The organism is Okeania sp. SIO3B5 (assembly GCF_010692555.1).
Taxonomy (GTDB): domain Bacteria; phylum Cyanobacteriota; class Cyanobacteriia; order Cyanobacteriales; family Microcoleaceae; genus Okeania.
In genome coordinates, this window is the sequence record NZ_JAAHHG010000023.1 from 86,825 (window position 1) to 113,140 (window position 26,316).

The 26,316-nt window shown below is 35.6% G+C and carries 17 protein-coding genes; 11 read left to right on the plus strand and 6 right to left on the minus strand.

Annotated features, from left to right (window positions below; translation table 11 throughout):
• Positions 1–286: 286 nt before the first annotated feature.
• Positions 287–1,762, minus strand: coding sequence for a hypothetical protein (locus tag F6K54_RS05375; RefSeq protein ID WP_293075361.1), 1,476 nt, complete (start codon positions 1,760–1,762; stop codon positions 287–289).
• Between the two features lie 271 nt (positions 1,763–2,033).
• Entirely contained in the window at positions 2,034–4,076 is a 2,043-nt protein-coding gene (locus F6K54_RS05380; protein ID WP_293075363.1) for a DNA polymerase III subunit gamma/tau, read from the minus strand.
• Positions 4,077–4,501: 425 nt separating this feature from the next.
• Here F6K54_RS05380 and F6K54_RS05385 point away from each other — a divergent pair, with 425 nt between their 5' ends.
• A complete protein-coding gene (locus F6K54_RS05385; protein WP_293075364.1) occupies positions 4,502–5,398 on the plus strand; it encodes a hypothetical protein in 897 nt (298 codons plus the stop codon).
• Positions 5,399–6,111: 713 nt separating this feature from the next.
• On the opposite strand, the gene F6K54_RS05390 is transcribed toward F6K54_RS05385, so the two are convergent.
• A complete protein-coding gene (locus tag F6K54_RS05390) occupies positions 6,112–6,849 on the minus strand; it encodes a phycocyanobilin:ferredoxin oxidoreductase (protein WP_293075366.1) in 738 nt (245 codons plus the stop codon).
• Between the two features lie 2,212 nt (positions 6,850–9,061).
• On the opposite strand from F6K54_RS05390, the gene F6K54_RS05395 reads away from it, so the two are divergent.
• The 9 genes from F6K54_RS05395 (at position 9,062) to F6K54_RS05435 (ending at position 19,439) form a co-directional block, all read left to right on the plus strand.
• Positions 9,062–10,426 (plus strand): serine/threonine-protein kinase, encoded by a 1,365-nt coding sequence (locus tag F6K54_RS05395; RefSeq protein WP_293075368.1) that lies wholly within the window; start codon positions 9,062–9,064, stop codon positions 10,424–10,426.
• A 32-nt stretch (positions 10,427–10,458) separates the two neighbouring features.
• On the plus strand, positions 10,459–10,689 hold the full coding sequence (locus F6K54_RS05400; RefSeq protein ID WP_293075369.1) for a hypothetical protein: 231 nt from the start codon (positions 10,459–10,461) through the stop codon (positions 10,687–10,689).
• Positions 10,690–11,344: 655 nt separating this feature from the next.
• Entirely contained in the window at positions 11,345–14,395 is a 3,051-nt protein-coding gene (sbcC, locus tag F6K54_RS05405; protein ID WP_293075371.1) for an exonuclease subunit SbcC, read from the plus strand.
• A 682-nt stretch (positions 14,396–15,077) separates the two neighbouring features.
• On the plus strand, positions 15,078–15,350 hold the full coding sequence (locus tag F6K54_RS05410; RefSeq protein WP_293075373.1) for a hypothetical protein: 273 nt from the start codon (positions 15,078–15,080) through the stop codon (positions 15,348–15,350).
• Positions 15,351–15,393: 43 nt separating this feature from the next.
• Complete coding sequence (locus F6K54_RS05415; protein ID WP_293075375.1) at positions 15,394–16,053, plus strand: hypothetical protein; 660 nt, start codon at positions 15,394–15,396, stop codon at positions 16,051–16,053.
• A gap of 914 nt (positions 16,054–16,967) precedes the next feature.
• Complete coding sequence (locus tag F6K54_RS05420; RefSeq protein ID WP_293075377.1) at positions 16,968–17,102, plus strand: hypothetical protein; 135 nt, start codon at positions 16,968–16,970, stop codon at positions 17,100–17,102.
• An 18-nt stretch (positions 17,103–17,120) separates the two neighbouring features.
• Positions 17,121–17,561, plus strand: a complete 441-nt coding sequence (locus F6K54_RS05425; protein ID WP_293075379.1) for a PIN domain-containing protein — start codon at positions 17,121–17,123, stop codon at positions 17,559–17,561.
• Positions 17,551–17,904 (plus strand): hypothetical protein, encoded by a 354-nt coding sequence (locus F6K54_RS05430; protein WP_293075381.1) that lies wholly within the window; start codon positions 17,551–17,553, stop codon positions 17,902–17,904. The genes F6K54_RS05425 and F6K54_RS05430 overlap by 11 nt, the downstream gene beginning before the upstream one ends.
• A 26-nt stretch (positions 17,905–17,930) precedes the next feature.
• Positions 17,931–19,439: a thioredoxin-like domain-containing protein gene (locus F6K54_RS05435; RefSeq protein WP_293075383.1), complete on the plus strand. Its 1,509-nt coding sequence runs from the start codon at positions 17,931–17,933 to the stop codon at positions 19,437–19,439.
• A gap of 69 nt (positions 19,440–19,508) precedes the next feature.
• Here F6K54_RS05435 and F6K54_RS05440 read toward each other — a convergent pair whose 3' ends face one another.
• Complete coding sequence (locus tag F6K54_RS05440) at positions 19,509–20,249, minus strand: circadian clock KaiB family protein (protein ID WP_366558061.1); 741 nt, start codon at positions 20,247–20,249, stop codon at positions 19,509–19,511.
• Positions 20,250–20,619: 370 nt separating this feature from the next.
• Between F6K54_RS05440 and F6K54_RS05445 the strand changes: the two genes are divergently transcribed.
• The gene (locus F6K54_RS05445) at positions 20,620–22,041 is read left to right on the plus strand and encodes a transposase (RefSeq protein WP_293075387.1); all 1,422 of its coding nucleotides are present in this window, start codon (positions 20,620–20,622) and stop codon (positions 22,039–22,041) included.
• A gap of 19 nt (positions 22,042–22,060) precedes the next feature.
• On the opposite strand, the gene F6K54_RS05450 is transcribed toward F6K54_RS05445, so the two are convergent.
• Positions 22,061–23,356: a type IV pilus twitching motility protein PilT gene (locus tag F6K54_RS05450; protein WP_293075389.1), complete on the minus strand. Its 1,296-nt coding sequence runs from the start codon at positions 23,354–23,356 to the stop codon at positions 22,061–22,063.
• Positions 23,357–23,446: 90 nt separating this feature from the next.
• Positions 23,447–25,012 carry an IS200/IS605 family accessory protein TnpB-related protein gene (locus tag F6K54_RS05455; protein WP_293075391.1) on the minus strand — a complete coding sequence of 522 codons (1,566 nt, stop codon included), beginning with the start codon at positions 25,010–25,012 and terminating at the stop codon, positions 23,447–23,449.
• Positions 25,013–26,316 lie beyond the last annotated feature (1,304 nt).

Sequence of the window (26,316 nt, forward strand, 5' to 3'; positions counted from 1 at the left end):
CTAACACTAGGTCTCGGCATTCTCTGATTAATTAACTTAAATATTATGTCTTCTCCCTCCGCATTTTCATAAGTTAAAATCACACCATCAGCAACTTCATTTCTTTCGGGTAAAACTGAATTTTGCCCCCCTAGCCCCCCAACTTTGGGGGGAACAAGAGTCAATTTGTTTCTAAAAGTCCCCCAATTTTGGGGGATTTAGGGGGCGCATGATGTAGCAAATAGGACTTCTCAGACAACCTCTAAGGAGCCGTGTAAAAATAACTTGAAAAAATTACCGTGTAGCACTATTTTACTATTTGAGTTTGATTCAACAAAAAAGCTTTACCAGTTTCAGTATCAAACGCCCAAGCTTTAAGTTTCACCTTTCCTTGAGGAATTTCTTCAACAGTAAAAGACTTTTGCCAACCAGAATCTAAATAAACTGAATTATCAAAATATTCTCTAACACTAGGTCTCGGCATTCTCTGATTAATTAACTTAAATATTATGTCTTCTCCCTCAGAATTTTCATAAGTTAAAATCACACCATCAGCAACTTCATTTCTTTCCGGTAAAATTGCCCAACCATTAGCAACATAAGTCCGATTATCAATTTGATTAACTGTATCAAAATAACCATAAATTAAATCTTTTTTTACCTCTCCAGCAATATTTTGAATATTCTTACTCTTGACTAAACCAGGTTGTAAAAAACCTAATTTATCTAAAATATTAGCAGTCTTTCTCAGAGGTTCAGGACTTCTTTTAGTCACCAAACATTCATCTTGAGGAACAACATTTATTGCCAACAGACAAGCCTTACTTTGTAATAAAATTGCTCGGCGATCGCTCATCCTCTCCACAGCATTAATAGTAGTCTTAAAATGTAAGATAATCAAAATACTAACTAAAAAATAGGAAGCATATTTAATCAACTTTGTCTGAACATTTTTTTCACTAGCTAACTGCCAAAAAATAGCCAACAGATAAACCAAAGAAACCATCAAATATAATGAAAAAGCCGTATATCTAGGAGCCAAAGATTGTTCCACACCAAAACCAACTCTACCCACAGCAGTTACAGCACCACTAATAATTCCATAAATCCCAATTATTAGCCAACCAATTAAATGATGTAACAATAAAAAATCTGTTTTAACTAACCAAAAAAACTTCCAACCTAAAAACAGCCAAAAACCAAATACCAAACCTCCCACCATTGTCGCTACAGTTAAATTTTCAAAACCTAAAGGAGCGCCTAAAAAAGCCAAAAAATAATGAAAAGTCTCAACTGGATGAGCTATAGCAGATAAAAAACTCGGATGTTTATCTGGCTTTTGATAATCATAAAAATATACGACTAAATTGGCAACTAAACCCAACAAACCACCGATAATTATCCAAATATTCTTAGTAAAAACTTCCTCAAATTTTCCAGAAGCTAAAATAGCCAATGCTGGAAAAACCAATACCCAAATCAACATTCCATTAGCATAAGAAAAAGTGCTAACCGTACAGAGACAAAAACAAATAATAAACTTAGTTATTAAACCCAGTTTTTTCTGGGCAATAACCAAACAACCAGTCAAACAAGCAATAGGAATATAAACCACAACTTGAATTCCCCAAAGCCAATTTTCATATTGTGCAGGAGAAAAAATTAGTAAATTAGAAATTGCCAAGAGCAAAAATTGAGTAAAAAGACTCGCCCTAACAGTCAACCTATTTAAACAATAAATATTGAAAGAAACAACACAAATCAACAGAAATATCACCAACATTTCATATCTGACATCCCAATTAGNAGTGTAGGTTGGGTTGAGGGACGTTTTGCTGACGCAAAGCTCCGCTAACGCTGCGCGACATGTTTGCGGAGCATTCCGTAGGAAAAAGCGGAGCTTATCCGTTAGGATAAACCCAACATTAGTAAGGTTTTGTTGGGTTTCCCTTCGGGCACTGCCGTACCGCTACTTGGTGTGCAAGCTACAACCCAACCTACATTTTTAGGCGTGTCAGTCTACTACAAATTTTGCACTAAAAGCTGATAGCTAGTTAAAAATCAACATCATCATCCAACTCAAACTCTTCATTTTCCTCTGGTTCATCTATACCAACATTACTATTTTCAAACTCAACAATTTGAGAATCAATAGATAAATTAGGAGACTCAGATATCGTAGATAGATCGGTTTTATCTATTGATTTAAGAGACTCTATATCTATTATTTCTCCCTGAAAAAATTTAACTATTCGGCGAGTGGCAACTACTACAGTCTGTCTTTCTTTTTCAGAATATTTTTCCTGCTCCACCACATTATTTAACTGTGATTTAGACCGGGAAACCTCTGGGATAATTTTGTTTTCTATCTGAGAATTTATTGGATTAGATGGCGGATAAATTTCTGGTTCATCTTCTCCAACCTCATCATCAGAATTAGAAGTTTCTTGCTCTCTATCAGGTTGAGTTTGTTGATTATATTTTCTAGTCGTATTTACAGAATTTGTATTTCTATTTTGGGGATAATTTTTCTGATTAGAATTAGCCAGCTCTATTTTTACCTTGATTGGCTTATGACAAACTTTTTCAAAAGCAGCTTCTATATTAGAAATTTTATCATTTGCATTTGCTATTTTCTGTAATGCTTGAGTAGTAAAGCTGACACGAGCCACCTGATTATCAAAAAATATTAACTTTCCATGCTCACGAAATAAAGGTTGAATTCTTGGTTTAATCTCAGCCAGCACTCTTTGCCAAATTCCCTTTAAATTCTGTTCTTCAGGATTAACATTAACCGCTTCCGAATTAACTAAATCTTCCTCACTTTTTGATGCCGCAGGAATTTCTTGTACCTCCGAGATTTTTCTTTCAGGAGGTTGAGAAATAGGTGGTTGTGATTTTACTTGAGGTGAAGTTTTTGGAGTAGTTTGAACCGGAATATTATTACTTGTTTGTCTAGTAATTTGTTGTTGAGATACCTGTTCAACTATTACCCTCGAACTTGCCAATGCACCAGGCAATAATCCCAACAAAGTTACCTCCAACCATAAACGAGGTTGAGTAGTATTTTTAATTTGTACTTCAGAAGTTTGTAAATGCTTTTGACCAGCTAAAATAGTACTAATATCCCATGCTTGAGAAACTTGACAAAGTTGTTCCCAAGTAGATTTTGTCAACGCCACTAAATTTCCATTTGTCGGTGCAGTTTTTGCTATTAATAAATCTCGGTAAAATCCTGCTAAATTTTGCAACACAATAATAGGTTCTCGACCCCGGTCCATTATTTGACGACTACATTCTAAAACCTGTGTAGAATTATCAGAGGCGATCGCTTCCAAAAGTGCCATTAAATCTCGCTCAGGCACCGCCCCTACTAAGTCCCATACTCGTTCAACTGTAATCTCACCTGCCAATAAACTCAACTGGTCTAACAAACTTTCTGCATCTCGCAGTCCACCTTGAGCAATTTGAGCTATCATTTGGACAGCTTCAGTGGTAATTTCAATCTTTTCTTCCGTAGCAATTTTTTGCAAATGTCCTACCATCGCTTCTAGAGGAATTCTACGAAAGTCAAACCTTTGACAACGGGAGATAATAGTCGGTAAAACTCTCTGGGGGTCTGTGGTTGCTAGAATAAATACTACTCGGTTTGGTGGTTCTTCTAAAGTTTTGAGTAGAGCATTAAAAGCGGACACAGATAACATATGAACTTCATCGATCACATATACCTTATAACGACATTGAACAGGTGCAAACTGGGACCTTTCAATCAATTCCCGAATGTTGTCCACACCAGTATTGCTAGCAGCATCAATTTCTATGACGTCCAGAGTTGAGCCTTTTGTGATACCTATACAAACATCACAAGTACCACAGGGATGTGGGGTAGGGTGGTCATGAGAGAGACAGTTTAGAGATTTGGCAAAAATTCTGGCGCTGGAAGTTTTCCCTGTGCCTCTCGGTCCTGTGAATAGATATGCTGGAGCTATTCGTTCGGTATCAATAGCATTGGTCAGAGTTTGGGCGATCGCTTCCTGACCCACTAAGTCAGCAAAAGTCTGAGGACGATATTTGTGATGGAGAGGTTTGTAGGCCACAATTCAGAAATAAGAATGGTTTCGTATATTCCAGTTTGATAAAAGTAATGAGCAATACTAATTTATTGCTTTTTTCTGTATTTATACTTAAAAGTTTGATGATATTTTAGTTATATTGTCTATGAAAATTTGTTCCTTTACAAAGGTTTTAACAATTTATGTATTTTCTCTAATTTATATGAAGTATAATATTTACTATTATAGAGTAGTAGCTCAAAAATTATGAATATCTTACTTAATTTTTGTGAATAATTAAAATGTATGTCTAATTTCTAATATTATTCTTAACTGATGAGTTAATTTTGAGAACAATATTTTGAATAGCCTTTATTTTTTGAGTAATCTTGAAAAATGTCTAACTTAATTTAGAATTGCCTATCAATTTAAATTTATGTAAATTCATTGCCAAATTTTATTTAAAACCTATGTTAACACCAATTACTATTGTGGAACCAAGGTTAGCCCAAGCTTCACCAGCACCAGAACTAACTTTGCCAAAATCAGAATATATTTGGATGGGTGCATCTGGATTACTATTGCTATTACTGATTATTATGAGTATATTCCACCAAGTAAAAATGAAGCAATTTAATAAAAAACTTAATACGGAGGAGTTTAGAAATAAAGACCTACAGAAAAAATATAAATTGGCTGTAGCAACTATCTCAAAAATGGAAAAAAATCCTGACTTAATCCATTCGCGAGAATTTAACTTAGACTACTTAAGAATGCGAATGGCAGAAGAAGTTTTTCACTTTGCTATTGTCAATCAAATTAAAGTAAAAGTTAAACAACAAATTAGTATTGCACTGCGTCCTACTCCAATAGCAGCAGGAGAAAAAGGAAACCCAAGTGGGCGACAAATTGATTCTATGTTTGATGTAGAATATGAGACTGGAGAAGCAGGTAAAGATCTGAGAAAAAGAGTGTTATTTCGGGTGTCAATCAAACTGACAAAATTACCAACTCAGGCAACTTCTCAAACTATTAATCAAATTATTGATTGTTTAGAAACCTACCTTAGTCCTAGTGACGATCATGATAATTGGACTCCTACTATTCAAGGTCGAATTGTACATATTGATTGGGATCAAAAAGCAAAACCAACACCGATGTTGGTACTAGAACAATCTAATGATGGAGTTCTATTTCGTACTAACCGACCAGGAGCAAGGAATGCTAGTCCACCACCACCTCCTCCTCTATCCAAATCAACTGTAGGTAAAAGAAAGACTCCAAGAGCAGTAACACAACTATCTACAAAAGGGAAAACAAAAGGTGCAATTAAAAATAATGCTAAAAGTACTAAAATTAGGAAATAATTAAAGTCAGGAAGAAGGAAGAAGAAAAGCATATTTCAGGGTTCATATACTTTCGCGAAATGTTAATGAGTGGATATTAACTACTTTGATTTTATAGTGTATAAATATGCCTACTTTAACAGGTAAAACTCTTCATTTTTAACTATCAGGTTGGCAACATATAAAATGCAATAATTTTGAGTAAAAATAAATATAATTTTCTTCTTTTTACTAGCTCAATTTTGCATAATTTCAACTATATTTATACCAGATTTACTATCTAAAGCAACCTTGGGTTCATCTACTGCAATACTAATTTAGGTTTAATTATTAAAACATGAGCGATCACTACCCTTTACTTTGGCTTGCCATATAAACTTTTAGGGTAGTTAATGTACTCATTCTCCTCATCCTATTACTTCTAAAAATTTATATGAATATTTTTGTGGAATGGGCATCTTGCCCGTTCCCTAAGAACTTTATTCTAACTAATTAGGGCTTGCTGAATCAAAATATAATCAATACCTGTAAAGGCTTCCAGGATTAAATATTGCTGAGGGGGTGCAAGGTTTTTGGCTCTTGTAGTTTCAAAATGCTCATATTTTTCCCCTGACAATGTCGAAAATTTGGCCGTAGTAGATACTCTAAACTCTCTACTCTAAACTCTTGCCTGTTGCCTGTTGCCTATTGCCTGTTGCCTATAATCACCATCAGACTTATTCAGCAAACCCTAATTAATCCGGACTATCAAATAATACAGTTGTTAAATAATAATCTGTCCATTCAGCTCCAAAAGCTTTTTCCAAGACTCGGCGGGTTTTGTCGTTTTGTCTCTGCTGACTAGAATAATGGCGTTGAGCTTTAAGAATTTCAAGTTGTTGTTCTGAGGTAACAGGTTTTTGGGCGATCGCTTGTTGGCAATGTATATTTAGGTAAGATTCCACTATAGATAGAAATTTTTGTCCTTCGTTTAAATCATTAGGTCTTATGAATAGACAAAATTCTGAAAATATTTCGCCCCATTCAGGGAGTTGGCGAGGATAAGAAAATTCTTTTATTGGTAAGCTTTTAAGTTGGTAATTATACACTTGTGGCAGTTTTCTATCTTGATTGAGGGGTGATAGATCCACTACTGCTGCACTTATTTGATCTCTTCCTCCCACTAAGTCTGTGCCAAATATGGGTAAGGCATAACTTGTTCTAGGGAACATTACACAGTGCAATATATCTAAGCTTTGTCCTACTCTGGCCAGTTCCAGATGTAGCTTGCGGAACTGGGGGGTTTGATAGCATTTGTTTTCTATTGTTAGTTTTTCTCCTTCGAGACGGCCTTCTACATACCCTAGTTCTGTAGGTAGGTAATATGGTTGTAAGTCTAGGTGACGTTGCCATACTGCTTCTATGGTATCTGCTAGTTGGCATACTAAAGGGTGTTGTTGTTCTCGTAGTGATGGAATTGATGTTCTTAACATTCTAGTTATGGGCCAGTTAGTTGTTATTTTGCTATATGCTATATTAGCTTTTTTAGATTTTAGATACTTACTGAATTAGTTGTTGATATATTAATTAGAATCCCACAATTCTGTGTCATTGTCTCAATAAAAATCAGAAATTGAAAGTAGAAATTATTATAAATAGGTTGCTATGAACGGTTTTACCTGGTTTTACCTGGAATTGCCTGGCTTGATGTATCTGAACTTGGGAAGTATTTTCGGCGTTGGTGAATTTAGCTATGATTTTCGTGCTCAGGGAATAGGGAATAGGGAATAGTAGGGACGTTGCATGCAACGTCCCTACAGATTATTTCGTTTACGGGTTGTTCGGGAGCAAGTAATGAAAGGGGTATTCATAATTCTTATGTTGATTCACCAACGCCGTATTTTCTTGTTTTCTGAATACTGCGATCGCTAAATAGCATATAACGGCGTTCAAAGTTATTAATTTTTCAATTCTTAATATAATTGATTGTCACTTTCCTAAATACTAAATTATCTCCTAATCAGAGTTTGACTGAGATTTTAATTATATAGTAAATATGACTAAAATTTAACCTATATTTACAATCTCAAAAGTATTGAAAAGCTATTAAGTGAAGTTTCGTTAAATTAACTTGCATAGTTAATTAATAGTGCTAGATTAGAAACATGAAGAAGCAAAGAAGCTTGTTCAGTAGATTTCAAAAGTTTAAATCATCAACTATAAGGAGGTAACAAAAAACTGTTTAACCTGCTCGTCTGTTTGTTTAAACTTCAACAGCAACCAACGGTGGTTGATATTTCCTCAAATATTTTTAGGGGAGCAATGAATTTTAATTTTTGAAAATTCTAACTCTATTCAATATTTAATAATGTAGAGGAAATTACTCAGCCAAGGAGGTAAAAAAGAGCTGTTTAATTTTAAGTTAATCTCAATACAAAGTCGGAATAACACCCATCTAGAAAGCTAATACTTCCTGAAAATTTGGGATTAGTACAGTGAATTGAAGACTGTACATCCAAGACCTAAAGAGGAAAAAAGGAAGTAATGAAGTGAGTATAGGTGGGTGTTATTGTTTGAAAAGATTGACTTAAAAAGATAAAGTAAAGTTTCGTTAAATTGTCTTGTAATTGTTAGTAAAAGTGTTAGATTAGTAATTGAAGCAGTAAAGCTGCAAACATTCAAAACCTTATCTTCTTTGCTGAAATAGTTAGAGCTTAATACTAAGTGTTAAGGTTTTGACCGAGCAACAGTTTGTTGTCAACCTTAATTGTTAATTAAGTAGTTGACATTAAAAACCAGGAGGAAAAAAATACCGTTAAGTCTAGTTGTTTGTGTGATTCAACAACAGCAACTTCTTTGGCAGAAGCTGATGTTTCCTCAAGTTATAACGGTAAGGAAGTAAAGATTGCTCAAGTTGAGATTTGAGTTAAACTTCATTTCAAATTCATTAAAACAGAGGAAATAATTTCAGGAACTCAGGAGGTTACAACGCTGTTAAGTCTAAGAAAATCTGTCTCCTTAAATAATCAAAAACAACGCCAAAATAGAAAACTAATACTTCCTTAAATGGTAAAAGGGGAGCGATGTAACTAAGATTTATTTTATTACTTAGTGCAACTCCAGAAATAATCCATAAATTGAAGGAAGTCACTGAGTGAGTAAGACTGAGGCGTTGTTTTTGCGTAAGCATTCAGCTATCAGCAGTCAGCTATCAGCAATTACTAACAAATAATTACTTCTAAGGTTTTGTCTAAGGACTTTGGCAGTAACTTTTTATTCTTTTTCAATTTCAAAGGTTACTTTTACGCAGACCGAAAATTACAGCACTTTTGAGGAAGCGTGAGGTACAGTTTTAAAATTAATCTTTTTTTCCCTACTCCCTACTCCCTACTCCCTAAAGTCCTAAAATTTTGTACCTCATCAACTAGAAAACTGCTGTAATAGCTGATAGCTAATAGCTGATGGCTGAATGCTTACGTTTTTGTTTTGGGAAAAAATTACAGCAGTTATTAGGAAAAAGCAATGACAGTGAGGGAGCAAGATGCTCCCACTACCGTGTCTGGTAACAAAAATAACTACAATGCACCACCACCGAAAAAAAATCCTGATATGTAGGGGCGAATGGCATTCGCCCTTGCTATATGTAGAGTCTCTGCGTAAGTCCTGACTATATAATAACATTTGTGCGTTTTAGTCAGTGTAATTATGAGCAAAAGTAAAAGTAAACCTAAACCTTGGGATGAAAATTGGGAAGAATGTGGAGATATTGGTAGTGGAGGCCAAGGCAAAACTTCTTTAGTCAAATCTAAAAATGATTCATCTCTTTCTGGCAAATATGTACTAAAAATACTTCATAGACAAAAGAATGATGAAAGACGTGCAAGAATGCACAGAGAGGTAACTAATATCGAAACTTTGGAAAATCCCGGAATACCTAAATTAATTGATTCAAACTCAAAATGTTTTAAGAAAGATGTTCCTCTCTACATGGTAACTGAATTTATAGAAGGAAGTACATTAGAAGAGTTTGTAGCAGAAGGTGTAATGAATGTATTTGATGCTGTACGTTTTACACTCAAATTATTAGATATTCTTGAATATTGTCATCAAATAGGTATAGTTCATCGAGATATTAAGCCTGATAATATTATTATTAGAAACAATGATATTACTACACCTGTATTAATAGATTTTGGTCTTTCTTTTAACAAAGAAGATGATATAAGTTTAACACCTACAGGACAGGATATAGGAAATAGATTTCTTGTGCTTCCAGAGCATAAACGAGAAAGTGGTTTACAAAGAGACGAACGGTCTGACATAACACAAGTTTGTGGCATTTTATTTTTTGTAATAACTGGAGAAATACCTCGTCATCTTTATGATGAAAAAGGAAATAAACCACATCAGAATCAGAGGCAAGAAATTCAACAAAATTTATCAATTATACCCCAACACATACTATCTAAAATAAATAGAGTTCTTGATAGAGCTTTTGAATATAGAATAGATACTCGTTGGCAGTATATTCCTGCACTTATAAATGCTTTAATAAATATTGTAGAATCAGAAAATCAAGACCCTAATCAAACTGAAGTTTTATTAGAACAGATTAGATACAAAGTATCAAGTAATGTAGAAAAGAAGTTATTTCAAGATATTTCTCATAAAATTATTAGTGAAGTTTTTAAGATTGTTGAGCGTATAGTCCCAGAGATTAGTCCTGATTTTTATGTTGCAGATAAAGGAAGAGCAGATACATCACGCATATATCACGACTGGGAAAATTTCAGATTTAGATATACATCTGTAGGTCTGTTTTATGGAGGGGGTATTAACGTATCTTATGATTTTTTAAATGAATTCTTTTCTCCCGCATTTGAAGGGTACTTAACAGGAAATGAAGTAATTTTGCTAGGAATTATCAATCCTTCTGATAAAATTACAGGAAGTTCTGATGAAGAAAAAATTGAATTACTACGAATTCCTCTAAGTAGTGAACCTGATTTTACTGGTTTTGATGAACGTCTCAAAGATTTCTATGTAGAAGGGATTCATCGTGTCATGTGAATTACTAGAAAAATTACTCAATAAAAATTATTATGTTTGAACAAAAAATAGTCTTGTTGATTGTGCTTTCAGTAGGAATTATAGCAAGTATTTTTATAATTTTAGGCAAACAAATGGGTAGTATAAAAGTGCTAGTGATTGGTATTATATTAATGGTTTTAGATATTATTTACTTATTAGCTTTTGCCTATGAAATAGTCAAAAATTTCTTAAATACTTTACAAAGTAGTAGTAAACGAAATCATAATACTTTCCCCTTATAAGAGCTGAGAGCTGACAGCTAATAGCTGAATGCTTACTAATTAGCACCCTGGTTAGCATTAATTATTATTATGTTGGTTGTCTTACTCGCGTCATGGTAAAGATAGAGCGGATTCCACTTTGGTGAGGTACACCCCGAAGCGGGCAAGATGCCCGCACTTGCATTCATTTAATTGTTAATATATGTACTTCATATGGAATCTGCTGTATATATTTTAATTTCTTCCCACACTTCTCACACTTCCCACATTCCTCCACTCTCCTACTCAAGATACGGGTTGAAAAGTTTTTGAGAAATGGTATAACACCAGAGAAATAAATTTATAAATCAGCTTTTAGCGATCGCCACCCTTAGAAAATTTATATATAGCGTTAACAATAAATTAATGACACCAAATATAGAAAAAATTAGATTAAGTCTACTATAGGAAACTCAAGAATTTATATTTGCAGATAGAAACCTAAGCACAATAGTTATTTTTTTGTGCTAATGTAAAATGTGAAAAATTTAACTAAACTAATATAGTTGTTATCTAAAAAATAACGTAGAAAAGAAAGCAAAAATTAGGGTGAATTAACATCAACTAAATTAGTTAGAACAAAACTCGGTGAAATATTAGTTTAGTAAAGCTTGACAACTAAAAGTGCGATAACAAAATGATTCCTCAAAAATTGAAACTCAAAAATTTCCTCAGCTATCAGGAAGCAACTCTAGATTTTACGGGTCTGCATACTGCCTGTATTTGCGGACCAAACGGTGCAGGAAAATCTTCTCTACTAGAAGCGATCGCTTGGTCGGTATGGGGAAATAGTCGCGCCGCTACTGAAGATGATATTATCAGTCTGGGGGAAAAGGAAGTACGAGTAGACTTCACTTTTAGCAGCAATGGTAATGTCTACCGTGTAATTCGTGGTCGTCGTCGGGGTAGTTCAGCTACTCTAGAATTTCAAATTAGCACTGGTTCCCGGTTTAAAAGTCTTACTCAAAAAGGCGTCCGTGCAACTCAACAAACTATTATCCAACATCTCAAACTCGACTACGACACATTCGTTAACTCAGCATATCTGCGTCAAGGTAGGGCAGATGAATTTATGCTCAAACGTCCTAATGAACGGAAAGAAATTCTCGCCAACCTCCTCAAACTCGACCAATATGACACCCTTGGAGAAAAAGCTAAAGATAATGCTCGGCAATTTAAAGCGAAAGTAGAAATACTGGAGCAGACATTAGAAGTAAACCAAAAACAACTAGAACAAAAAGAAGCGATCGCCCAACAACAAACCCATCTCCAAACTACCCTTACTCAACTTCAGCAACAACAAGAATGCGATAAAGAACGACTCAAACAACTGCAAACTCAACAAAACCATCGTCAAACCTGGGAAAAACTACTGCACGGACAACAACAACAATATGACAAACTGGTGCAAGAATGTTATCGCCTCCAACAGGAATTCAAAACTACCCAACAACAACAAGACGAACTATTAGCAGTTTTGCAACAGGAAAATGAAATTAAAGCTGGATATGCTCATTTCCAAAACTTGCAAACTACCGAAGAGAGTTTATCTGCAAAATTTAGAACCCATCAAAATGCTCTGAACCAGCGTCAACAACTCCAGGAAAAACAACGTCAACAACTGCAAGAAGTACAAAACAAAATTCAGCAACATCAAGCACAGTTAAATTCTCTCAAACAACAGGAACAAGAAAATTTGGATATTCTGAGCAAGCGTGCTGATATTGAAACTGCTCTGACACAACTGCAAACTGCCAGAACAAAATTAAATGAACTAGATAAGTTACAAGTGGAAGTTACCCCACTACAACAACAACGCCAAAAATTACAAACTGAACTGGAACGGGAGCAAGCACGTTTGAGCGCTCGTTTGGAAGAACTCAATTCTAGAACCCACCAACTAAGAAAAACTCAACGGCAAAAGCAACCTCAACTACAGACAGCATTACAGGAAGTAGTAGAAGAAATTTCTCAATTAGATAATAAGCGGGTTTATCTGCGACGAGTACAGGAGAAGGGACAGGAAAGACATCATTTTCTCGAACGTTTAGTTCGTAATAAAAAAGACTACGAAGCTAGACTGACAGAGTTAGACCAAAAGTTGAAATTATTAAATAAAGGTACCGATAATATTGAAATAGGGGTGACAGAGTACCCACCTTGTCCGTTATGCAATCGCCCCTTGGATGAACATCACTGGCATTTGGTGGTGGACAAACATCAAAGTCAGCAAAAAGAAATTAGAGATTTATTATGGGTGGCACGGGAACAACTAGCTATTTCTGAGCGGGAAATTCAGGTTTTGAGAACGGAATATCGGCAAATAGAGGGAGAGTTAGAGAAATATGATGAGTTGCGGGAATATCGAGGCAGTTTACAAGCACAGTTAGATAATATTGGCAAAGATGAAACTTTGTTGCAAGAGTTAGTAAGGGAAGTGGCAGAAGTAGAGCGATCGCTACAGACGGGAGATTTTGCAGTTAATTTATATGCTGAACTTAGTATTTTAGAGGAAAAAATTAAACAGCTTAATTATGATGACCGGAGTCATAGTTTAGCGAGACAAGAAGAGAAGAAATTAAGGTGGGCAGAAATTAAATATGGGCAGATTAAAGATGCAGAGACAAAGTTAGGGAAAATTCGCGTTCATCTGCCAGAAATTGAGGAGCAAATAGTTAGTTTAAAACAGGAGTTGGAGCAGCAAAAACAAACTTCTCATGTACAACAGCAAATTATTGTTATTGAGAGAGAAATTGCTGAAATTGGATATGATTTAGAAGAGCATAATTGTGTGAGGTCTGAATTGAGAAAAACACAATTTTGGCTGACTCGTGTCGAAAAATTATGTCAGGCTCAAAAACAATATCCCCAATTATTAAAACGAATTAATGAATTGAAAGGAATTATAGAAAATAAGCAACAAGATTTAGCAGGAATCAAAAGCCAGATTTGTACTTTCAATCAACAGTTAGAACAAACTCCTAATGCGGATGAAAAGATTCTATTTTTAGATAAAAAAATTCAAGACCGTCGTCGGCAGTTAGATGAACAGTTAGGAAGTTTAGGAAAAGTGCAACAGCAGTTACAACATTTAGAGAAGTTGAAAGTTCAAACTAGCGAACAATTGGAACAATTAAAAACTGCTAAACGGCAATATCGAGTTTATCAAGAATTATCTTTGGCATTTGGGAAAAAAGGTATTCAAGCGCTAATGATTGAAAATATTTTGCCACAGTTAGAAGCTGAAACAAATCAGATTTTAGCAAGATTAAGTGGTAATCAATTACATATTCAATTCGTGACTCAAAAAGCTACAAAAGGCAGTAAAAAAAATAGCAAATGGATAGATACGTTGGATATTTTAATTGCAGATACTCAAGGAACAAGACCTTATGAAACCTATTCTGGTGGAGAAGCTTTTCGAGTTAATTTTGCCATTCGTTTAGCATTATCAAAATTGTTAGCACAACGTTCTGGAACTGCATTACAACTGCTAATTATTGATGAAGGTTTTGGCACTCAAGATGCCGAGGGATGCGACAGATTAATTGCCGCTATTAACGCCATTTCTTCTGATTTTTCCTGTATTTTAACTGTGACTCATATTCCTCATTTTAAAGAAGCTTTTCAGGCACGAATAGAAGTTAGTAAAACACCCCAAGGTTCTCAAATTATGTTGTCTGTTTGATATTTGTTAGGGAGAAGGTTTGAGGGTAAGTATTCAACTATTAGCAGTCAGCTTTCCACAACAAGACTTTCTCTTTAAGAACAGTGTTTAAATTAATATAGACTTTAAGGTCAAGGTAACCAGCTTTTGTAGTAAGACAATTAATAAAGTTTTGCTTGTAAACTAAAAGCAATAGCTGATAGCTGATGGCTGACGGCTGAATGCTTACGTTTGAGGTTATTTTTGATTATTTTGACCTTGGTAAAAAAAAATAAAATTGAATTATTAAAAACATATTTTTGATTAGACTGTTGAAATTTTCAATACCCATAGTTTTCAAGAGTTATTTACACAGACAATTCACTAGAATGTCTTTTTTCTATAGCCCTTCAATCTAAGCTGTCTAAGCGTGTACGGTAAACCCTACTTGTTATAGAAGCACCATTTTGGTGTATTTTGGGTGTAAAGGTAAATCAGTTTCGGTGGTAATTTGATTGGCCATTGCTGATTTTTCTTGTGTATTACTAAAGCTAGAAATTTAGGAAAATATGGAATTGAAAACTACTTATTGTGTTGTTGTAGTAAGTTTGAGCGTAATAAATTTGGGTGTAATAAACAAGTTCTTGTGTAATCTTTTGAACTGTTAATTTTCTTTACTTTCACTTTTCTTGTATCAGCGTACACCTTACCAAGTATTTGAGAAATGAAATCACAAAAAAGTTCAATTCAAGCATCATGTCCTCCTACTACACCTGAAAAGATTGCATCCGTAGGCACAAAACGTATGTCAGTGACTTTGACAAGAGAAGTTAGAGAAATGCTAGAGTTCTTAGCTGATTCTCAAGGAATTAGTCAGAATGAAGCACTACGGAAGGCGATCGCCACTGAAGCGTATTTTCATAAGCAAATCAAGCAAGGTTCTACCGTGCTAGTTGTGGGTTCTGATGAATCAGTGAAGGAAGTAGTTTTTAGGTAGAGATGTGAAAGCTTGTGTAAACCCTTTAAGGTAACATTAGCTAGTGAAAAAATTTCAATCTTCCAACACTCAGAAAACAACTAATCCTTGTACGGAAGTTGACATTGAGAAGTATACTCAACCGTTCATTTCTGCTGAAACTTTAAGCGATGATTGTATCAAGCATATTGCTGAGTGGGCAAATTCTGAACTGAAGAAGCGTAGTGAGTCTTTGTCTTCAGAAGATTTGCAAGAAAAAACTCCAGAGCTTTCGGACTTGGAAAAGCCCCTTTATGAGCATATTTCTGAGAAACCTTTAGATGATGAAGCTCTAATCAAGCGTATTGCTGAGTGGGCAAATTCTGAACTGAAGAAGCGTAGTGAGTCTTTGTCTTCAGAAGATTTGCAAGAAAAAACTCCAGAGCTTTCGGACTTGGAAAAGCCTCGTTATGAGCATATTCCTGAGAAACCTTTGGATGATAAAGAACTAAAATATCTAAAATATCTGTCTAAGAGGGAACAAATTAAGCATAAAGAACGGATAACCGGCAGACTTTTAACGTTACTCCAGATATCCTTAATTGGCTCTTTTCTCTTAATTGCTTTGTCGGTTGCTGTTCCAGGGGAGAAGTCATTTATCAAGGATATGGCATCTTTGATGATCAACTCACAGACACCTCTGGTATCTGCTGCATTAGTGTATTATTTTGGAAAGAAAAAGTAGCTAAGGTTTGGGTAGAAAGTAAAGCCATTCATCCCAACTATCAAAATTTTTTAATCTTAACTTTTGGTGGTTGTAAAACCTAACATTTTCTTTGTCCGAGAGTAATATCAAATCCGCTAGCTTCGGAGTGATATAATTCTACCGTCAGTAGGGACGTTAACGATAGTTATGCGAAGCAAACGGCTATTCGCCTCTACAATATTGACTATTCTCCCCTAATCCTGAATTATACCAATGCTACCGGATTTGATATAAATCAGTAAAAACTTCCTTAACACCAGTGGAAGTTTTTTTTGAGTACTTGTGCATTGATGAAGAGAACAAAGGTGGCAGCTTCACTATATTTACCCCAAATAACCTGGACTACAAAATATAAAAAGGTTCAGTGAGATAGACAAGGGAAAAAAAGAGAAATTTAACAATTACAGTGGGGTTAAAAGAGACAGATAATAGCTAAATTACAGTGAATCGGGGGTTGACAATTTGTATGCTTACAGTGAAAATTAAGAGTAATGGTATTAAAAACCTTGACAGATTAATAGCAGTAGCTTTTTAGTCAATATGTCGTGGTTTAAAAACCGAACTCCCCACCGCAGGGTTTAATGCGGATTAGTTGAAAACAAACATGACTGCTACAACAAAAGCGAAAGAAAAGACAAACTCAACCGCTTGGGTTAACGCAGATTAGTTTGGAAATCCCGTTACTTTAGTAACGGGGTTTTCTTTAATTGGACATACAAGTAAGAGTACAATAGCAGAGCCTTTGTGTAATTTGGGTTGATCAAAGGAAAGAGCTAGAAGAGGGCGATCGGTAGTAATGGAACTAATTTGTACGCTAAGGCTGAAACTACTACTATAATTCAATTTGAGGCGCTAAGATTTTAGGTGAATTTCACAGTCCATAAACTTCAAAAGTGCAGTATCTACGAATTAATCAGGGTTTAAGGATTCTTACAGCAGCTCAAGTAGTCAAGCGCGTAGGTTTTCGTACCGAAACTACTGATCGCCCAATATCTCATAAATCATTCCTGATTGCTATACCATATTAATTGAGGAGGTAGTATGATGTGATTAGGGTTTATTTAGATACCAGTGTTTATAATCGTCCTTTTGATGATCAAACACAGAAGAAAATTGCCTTAGAAACTGAAGCAGTTAAACTCATTTTTCAAATGATAGAGGAAAAATCAATTATTCTAGTTAGTTCCGAAGCATTAGAATTAGAGAATAGAAAGAACCCTTATCTCTTACAAAAATTGATAATGAGTCGCTATCTACAGAAAGCAACCCTCTATCAACCCCTTAACCTAGCCATTAAAGAGAGAGCAAATGAACTTACCCAACAAGGAATCAAACAATTTGATGCTTATCATGTTGCTTGTGCAGAAATGATACAAACTGATTATTTTCTCACCTGCGATAAAAGACTGATTAGTCGTTGCCAAAACCTTTCTTTAAAAACCCTAAATCCTGTTAACTTCATCTTAGAGTTATGTGATGAAAACTAACCTAACCCATAACGATCAAATTATCCAAGAAGCGTTATTAATCCTCTTTAATCAATTAGAAACTGCTAAGTTTTTAGATATTGTTACCACTTTAAACTTAGGAAATCAAGGGGATTATGTGAAACTTAAAGAGCAATTATTTAAAAATGAAACCATTGATAGCATTTATGAAGAAGCTATGAAAGAACGAGAAAATAAAGATATACACGAACAAACTCAAACAACACCCCCAAATGATAAAGAATTAATCGAAAAAGTCTTACTTATTTTACAAAAGCAATTACCCCCTATTGATTTTAGGCGCTTTGTAGCAACCTTTAATCTAGGAAAAGGTAATTATTAATTATTAATTATTAATTATTAATTGTTATGTCCCGTATCAGAGCACCTAAACTGCCCCAAAATTATCCCTGGCTAAATACAGACAAACCCCTATCCCTCGAATCTCTAAAAGGACGAGTGGTTATCCTCGACTTCTGGACTTACTGTTGCATTAATTGCCTCCACGTTCTACCAGACCTAAAATTCCTAGAACAAAAATATCCAGATAGCCTGACTGTTATAGGTGTCCATTCAGCAAAATTTGAGAATGAAAAAGAATTGGAAAATGTCCGACAAGCTATCCTCCGCTACGACATTGGACATCCTGTTTTAGTGGACAGTGGATCGAGAGTTTGGCAACAATATGCTGTTCGTGCATGGCCTACTTTCAAAATTATCGATCCAGAAGGGTATATAGTGGGGTCTATTTCTGGTGAAGGTAAACGTGACGTCTTAGATGAAATTATTGGTAAGTTGATAGAAGAACATCAAGACAAAGGTACTATTAATTTTAGTGAAGTTAGCTCAATTCTAGAAAAACAAAAGCAACCTGTGACTACACCTTTAGCTTTTCCAGGTAAAGTTCTCGCTGATAGTGATACTAATCAATTATTTGTCGCTGACTCAGGACATCATCGTATTGTTGTTAGTACTCTTGAGGGAGAGGTTTTGCACATTATTGGTAGTGGGAAAGCAGGATTAATCAATGGTTCATTTTCTGAAGCTCAATTTTTCGCTCCCCAAGGTATGACTTTTGATGCCAAGAATCAAATTTTATATGTTGCCGATACAGAAAATCATGCTTTACGCAAAATTGATTTTACAACTCAGCAGGTGGAAACTATTGCAGGTACTGGAGAAAAGAGTTATCAAATTTCACCTCATAGTGGAGTTGCTAGGGAAACTAGACTTAATTCACCTTGGGATGTGGACAAGATAGGCGATCGCATTTTTATTGCTATGGCCGGTTCCCATCAAATTTGGCTGTTGCAACTGGATACTGGAATGATTAGTACTTATGCAGGGACTGGTGCAGAAGCTTGTGTAGATGGCTCTCTGACAGAATCTGCTTTTGCTCAACCTAGCGGTATTAGTACAGATGGCAATGAATTATTTGTTGCTGATAGTGAAATTAGTTCAATTCGGGCAGTCGGTATTAATCAGCATCCGCAAGTGCGGACTATTTGTGGTAGTGGAGGGCTATTTGGCTTTGGCGATAAAGATGGCCAAGGTTCAGAAGTTTTGCTGCAACATTGTTTGGGAATAGAATATACCCAAAATTATGTATGGGTTGCTGATACCTATAATCACAAAATTAAGCGAGTAGAATATCACGCAGGTTTATGCCTTACCATGTTGGGAAATGGCACCGCAGGTAATCAAGATGGACAAGGTATTAATTGTCAATTTTTTGAGCCATCAGGATTAAGTGCGATCGCGCAACATTTATTTATTGCAGATACAAATAATTGTATGATCCGCAAAGTTGAGCTAGATACCTTGGAAGTCACAACCGTAAATTTTACAGGTTTATGTGATCCTAATGTCTGTTCATAGCAGAAGGGAGAGGGAAAAACCGAAGTTGGAAAAATCTTACTCTATTCCCTATTCCCTATTCCCTATTCCCTATTCCCTGCTATAAAACCTAGAATTAGCACCTTCCAACAACGTAAGAATTTTTTCCACATCATTAAATTCCCCAACAATTCTCCGCACAGGTAGAGGCCAAACTCTAATCAAGGTAGGAGTAGCAGTAATTTGATCTGCTTCAGCTTGTTCGGGATGTTGCAACACATCTATTACTTTCAAAGTATAAGGATGAGAAAGAGATTGTTCTAATATTTGGTGGAGACTCTTCATTGCTCGCTCAGTGCCAATACTGTTACCCGATACAAATAACCGAAGAACATACCCTTGAACTTTTAGTTTTTCTAGTTGTAGATCGAGACTGGAAGTCAAAACCTCTGGAGTTGAGTCTAGATTAAACTCTTGCTGCTCAAGATGTACAACAAGGTTATGATTTTTCCAGAGTTGAGAAAACTGGTCATAATAAGTAGAAATTACCATTGGATTACAAAATTCCTCTGACCAAGGAGCAGGTTGCCAAATCAAGTTATCAGTCTTAAAAATGGCATTAAGTAATATCTGATATCTTAAGACTGGAGCATAAGCTTCAGCAGAAACTTGGACTTGTTGAGTACGATGGTCTAGCCATTTATCAATAGTTGCAGTGTATCCTGGTATTAAGAAATGAGGTGGTTCTGATAACCCCAATATTTCTTGTAGCTCTACACAGAGGTGTAGATGCCATCGATTTTGCTTACTTGGGTCTATACAATAAATTAAATCTCCCCCGGGTGTAAACAAGGCTATACCCTTGAACAATAGGGGGAATTCTTCTGGAGCTGGTTTCAAGAAAATCAATTAGGATCGACTACAGACTTTTGAGTTTTTCCATGCTGAATCAATATTACAATGCGGGACTTCCCACCAGGAAAGTTAAACTGCGCTTTTAATTTCTACTCTAGTTCATCCTAAGAACTTAAAATTTAAAACTTCACAATCTTTTTAACTTTACCTGGGGGGAAGTCCCGCGCTGTAATTTTTAATTCAGCGCCGTATGGGAAAGCCAGGCGTTATGTGTGCGGTTTGTCCTGATTTTTTATGCACTTCCACAGCTATCAATAAAAACAGTTGTTATGATAGATAACGTAGAGATAAAGGTCGATACTACATCATGCTACTGAAATATAAGTACAAGCTTAAACCACAGAAAAGCCAAACAGTAATTATAGCTAATTGGTTGGAATTAGCCCGAAAGCAATATAACTACCGTTTAGCTGAAAGGCTGAATTGGTTTGAAGCCACACGCACACCAGTAAACGCTTGCCCACTTAACGTTTCAGTAGTTCCTGTAGAAAGGATTTATCAAAATATCCCAGAGTTTAGAATACAAGCAAGGGACGGTAGAAAAAAAGACGGCAATGGTAATCCAGTAACAAAGAAAGGCGATAGGCATCCAAATATAATAAATGGTTATGTTGTGTGGGAAACTGTTCAACTAGCAGATTTAGTACAAACCAAAAAGCTATTTCCTGAGTATAAGTCTATGCACTCTCAAGTGCTACAAGATGTTATCCAGCGTGTACAAACTACTATGGATAACTTTACCAAACCTGACAAAAACGGTAAAACCAGTGGGAGACCTAAATTCAAAGGGAAGCATTACTATAACTCGTTCAGTTATCCTCAGTTATCAAATACCAATATTGTTAAAAATGCTAACGGTCGTTATTGTATCAATTTACCAAAAATAGGCTTAGTTCCTTTTGTCTACAATCGCGCAATACCAGGAGGATTCAAGGTTAAGACAGGAACAGTAATCCGTGAAGCTGATGGTTGGTATATCAGCTTAACAATAGAAGATAAGACTGTACCTATAGAGGTTGCAGAAATTCAACCTACCTTAGAAAACTCAAAAGGCATTGATTTGGGGTTGTTTTACTATGCTGTTACCAGTGATGGTGAGTTTATAAATGTTCCCAAGTTTTTCAGGAAATCTGAACATCGGCTGTCCAGACTTCAAGTGAGATTGGCTAAGAAGCAAAAGCATTCTAAGGCTTGGAAAGTTCTCAAGGGAAAAATAGCTAAACTTCATCAACTAATAGCTAGACAAAGGTTAGACTGGCAATTTAAACTTGCTTATCATTTGTTCAGTGATTGTCAGGTAATATTCCTTGAAGAGCTACAGATAGCTTCTTTAGTTAGACGTTGCAAAGCCAAATTAGGCAATAATGGCCAGTTCTTACCCAACGGTCAATCGGCGAAGTCAGGACTAAATAAGTCCTTGCAGGATGCAGCTTTTGGTAAGTTTGTTCAAGTCTTAGAATATGTCGCTTGGAAACTTGGCAAGAGGATTATCAAAGTAGACCCAAAAGGTACATCTCAACATTGTTGGGAATGCTTGAGTAAAGTCCCTAAAAGCTTATCAGAGCGTTGGCATTCATGTCCTAAATGCGGACAAGAACTAGATAGGGACTATAACTCAGCACTTCTAATACAGAAAATTGGATTGTTATCAACACAGAGGGAGGACATCACCTCTGTTAAAACTGCGGTCAGGGCTTCTCTGGCTGAAGAATCCCGCGTTGTCGCCTAAGCGCAATGTTGGGAGTATGTCAAATTCGACCTCGTAAAATCTGAGCCATTTCATTTGGGAAAGGAGACTGATCTATTGCTGTTTCTTCTGTAATTCGACCTTCTTGGTAAAGCTCAAACAAAGACCTATTCATGGTAGTCATACCTTCATAAGTATCTTTGAGCATAATTTGGTTAATCTCTTCATACTGGTCTTTAACAATATATTCCTTAATTACGTCAGTATTAATCAAAATGTCATGGAAAGCTGCCCGCTTACCATCAGTAGTTTTACACAACAACTGAGCAATAATTGCTACTAGAATTTCTGAAAGAGCTAATTTAATCGCTGGTTGCTCCTCAGCAGAAAACATATCCAAAATACGAGTTAGAGTCTTGATGGCACTGTTGGTGTGCAATGTTCCCATTACCAAGTGTCCTGTAGAAGCAGCTTTAATGGCAATTCCCACTGTTTCCTTATCTCGAATTTCCCCTACTAACATTAAGTCTGGGTCTTGACGGAGAGCGCCTTTAAGAGCATTAAAGAATTTTAGAGTATGTCTACCTACTTCCCGGTGCTTGATCAAACATTTTCGACTTTCATGGACAAATTCCACAGGGTCTTCAATAGTGATGACATGATAAGGAAAAGTACTGTTCATAAAATCAATCATCGCCGCCATGGTGGTGGACTTACCAGAACCTGTAGGTCCGGTCACCAAAATTAACCCTTTATGGTAATGGCAGACTTTCTTGAAGACTTCTGGCAATTTAAGTTGCTCCATAGTCAATATTTTAGACCCAATCAGTCGTAAAACCATTGCTGGACCAGCAAGAGAGTCAAACAAGCTAATCCTAATCCTGACAAAACCCAAGTCAGCAGCACCATCAAAGTCAAGATTTTCTTGGAATGCACGAATTTCTTCATCTGTAAGAATTTCTCGCAACCAAAACATAAAGGTGTTCAAGTCAGTTTCTGGATATTCAAGAGGTACAAGGTCTCCACGTTTGCGGAACCGTGGTATTTCTTTTACCCCTAAATGAACATCTGAAACACCTTCTTCATTAGCTCGCCGGACAATATCTGTCAGCGGTATTTGTCCAGAACCCAGTTGTGGACCACCAGGAGTTGCTATTTGAGGTACTGGTGCGGTTTCCGTTGGAGGAATTATTTGTTGAGAAGCAGATGTTGATGATGCTGGTGGATCGGAAGAAGCTGGAGGAGATGTTGGGGGTTTTCTTGCTGCTGGTGGACTAGGTGGAGCTGGGGGACGCGGTAAACCACGGCTTCCTGGAGGACGGGGGGCTGGGGGACGAGGTGGTGGTTTTTGTGTCATAGTTGCATTACCTTGCTGAATTAGGATATTGCACCTTCTTGAAAACTAGACAAAGCTAGACATCTGCCATCGGTGATTGCAAATGATTCATTACTCACCCGTTTCAATGTGTACTTGCTGTGAAAGTTGATGTTCCGCCCATAAACCATGGGTTAGGATTCCCTCAAGGGCTTTCCTCCACTGAAAAAGTTGAGTCCTTCGGATACGATGTAGTTTAATAAAACTAGCAACTCGCCTCCAATGACTCCAATCATGTTTGTTGACATCCTCCGGTCTCAACAAACACTGTGGTATTTTTTCTGATAATTTTAAGGCTCTACGGCCAATTACTAAAGCTGCAGCAGTGCCACTATTCAGGCCGTATTTACCCATATAATTAATCATTCCAATTACACTGCTAAAAGCTGGATTAACTTTGATTAATTCCACTCCAAATCTTTTACAACGTGACAATATAGCTTCTCTAAACATTCCAGTAGATAAGTTAGAAAGCATCTCATTGTAAACTTTGCTTTCTTCGCTCATCTTGGCCTTTTTTTTACTAAAGTCTAGAGACTCAATAGCAATAGCACATTCAAAAAATTCTGCTAAGAACACAATTTGAGAAACAATATTTCTCATGGATGCTTGTCGCTGCCCTGTTGTTTTATTTTTCCATTTATACGGGATTTCTTCTAAATATTTAATGTTACCATCCCACTTCACATAAGTAACCGAAATTGAGTCTGCATTAAAATCAATACCTAGACAACCATTTTTTCTTGTATGAACTACTGGTATTTCTTGTACATAAGTTGAAAGATGTATATACCAATTCTCCTGTTTATGTTCTCTACAAAAAATAGAAATTGTGATTGGTTTTAAATTGTTTATGGCATAATCTAAGTCTGTGGCTCTATATCTTCCAATCCTATCTGAAACTGAAAATTTTAACTGTATTTTCTTACCATATTTTTCTTGTAATGGTCTAGGTAGTTGAACTTGTAATTTATATAACCCATCCTCTTGTAATGGTAAAACTTTCATCATAGTTCCACCCCCTGGCTGAGATTTTCCTACACAGAAAAACCTGCCTGAGCGTTTTTTTCTCCAATCTACATTCCATTCATCTGAGGTTTTATATCCGTTTTCTGCTAAATTGTGTTGAGCGTTAAATAATTTCTGTGAACCAAAACAAATATGTAGACGTTCTGTGTTTTTTAACTTCTTTAATTTTCGTTTCAGGTTAGCTATTTTCTGAATTTTACTTTTTAAACCCAGTAATTGATGACAAAATTTCTTTCGAGCTTGTGTGTGTGGAAAACCTTTTTTTGTTGCTAATTTTAATGTTTTTTCTAGTTTGGTGATCAGTTTTTTTGTCGCAGTTGTTTTGGCGCTTAATTGCAACTCTAATTTAGAAATTAGGTTTTTTTTAGCTGTTTTTAATTGGTTTAAACATCTTCGTGCTTCAGTAGCAATTGAGTCAGCATAAGCCCATTGAATGTTAAACTTTTTCATCAGACGCTTTTCTAGTTCAGATTCTGATAATTTCTCAGTTTGCATCCAGTTAACAGCAGAACGTTTCCAGGATTCATATAATGCTCCGAGTTCTGTGTTTGCAGGATGGTATTCAATTTTAGCTTCTATTCCTGTCAAGGAACCGTGAGATTTGGCCATTACTCACATTGAATTACTTTACTCAAGGTTAGCAGAGCTTGCCTTTTTGTGTCAATAATATTTGCTATAACTTTGACATGAACTTAAGTTTCGTGTCTGGTTCCTAATTTTTCTACCTATTTGCCATTGCGTAATATCCTAGACATTTTGTAGGTGTTTGTCTAGGATAGTCTATATTTTTTGGTGTTAGCAAGCAACAGTCGATAAATATATTCTAATTCTAACGGCAAGTAATTTTTTATTTGGAAGTCCCTAATTGAGATGATTTGCATAGTATAAATACTTACTAAACAACCGATTTATATACTACACCTCAACAAAAAGACTTATTCAGCAAACCCTAATTACAATTTTGTCTGATTTTGATCTTGATACCATTTCTCAACCTCAAGTGCTTAATTATACATCTATCTTCAGATACTTCTATTATATTGTTTAGATATTTATTAGTCGGAGGTTGATTTTGCAGTTTAGTAGATTGAGGCTTGTTTAGTTTTAATATATTATTGGCTTCATTATTTAAGAATTTTTGATTTTGAGTGTAATTTTTTGACAAAGAAGGATACTCAAAAAATATTATTAAAAATATAGGTATAAAAGAAATCAAACCGAGTTGTTTTAATAATAAAATAGTCATACTACCTCTTTCTTAAATCTGCTACTGTAAATATCAAGTTGCTCAATCGACAGACTCAAAATCTCAATGGTTTTGAGTAATAATTACTAGCCTAAGCTCACAGAATATGTGAAAAGTATTTACCGTTTTTCTCCTCAAGGAAGATAAGTTTAGCACCACCTTTAAGCTAGAGTATATACTTAGCCCAAAGAAAAAGCTGTATTCATAATAGTAGCTACACCAACAAATCAAAATTTTCCTAAAAGTTGTTCTATGCTTGTCTTGCTTGATGATTATTTTTCATTAGTTTGCCTATCCCCTCACCTTTATTTTAGATCTACTTTCTTATCATCCCTTACTTATATATCAAATATATCAAATCCAATTTCGGTAAATATAATAATTTTCCAAAAAATACGCGATGTGTATGATATATTTCTAGGCTATCTGTTCTCTAAAAATAAAAAAAATTTACCTTATTCCAAGAATAAACGCTGTATAATATTACTCGATAATCAAGAAAAATTATCGTAAGCATTCAGCCGTCAGCCAGCCTCCTATGGTCGGAACTGCGGACTTCAGCTATCAGCTATTGCTTTTAGTTTAGGATAAAAGCTTTATTAATTGTCTTACTACAAAAGTTGTCTCCCTTATCCTGAAAGTCAACTACGAACTCGCCGAATCAGTA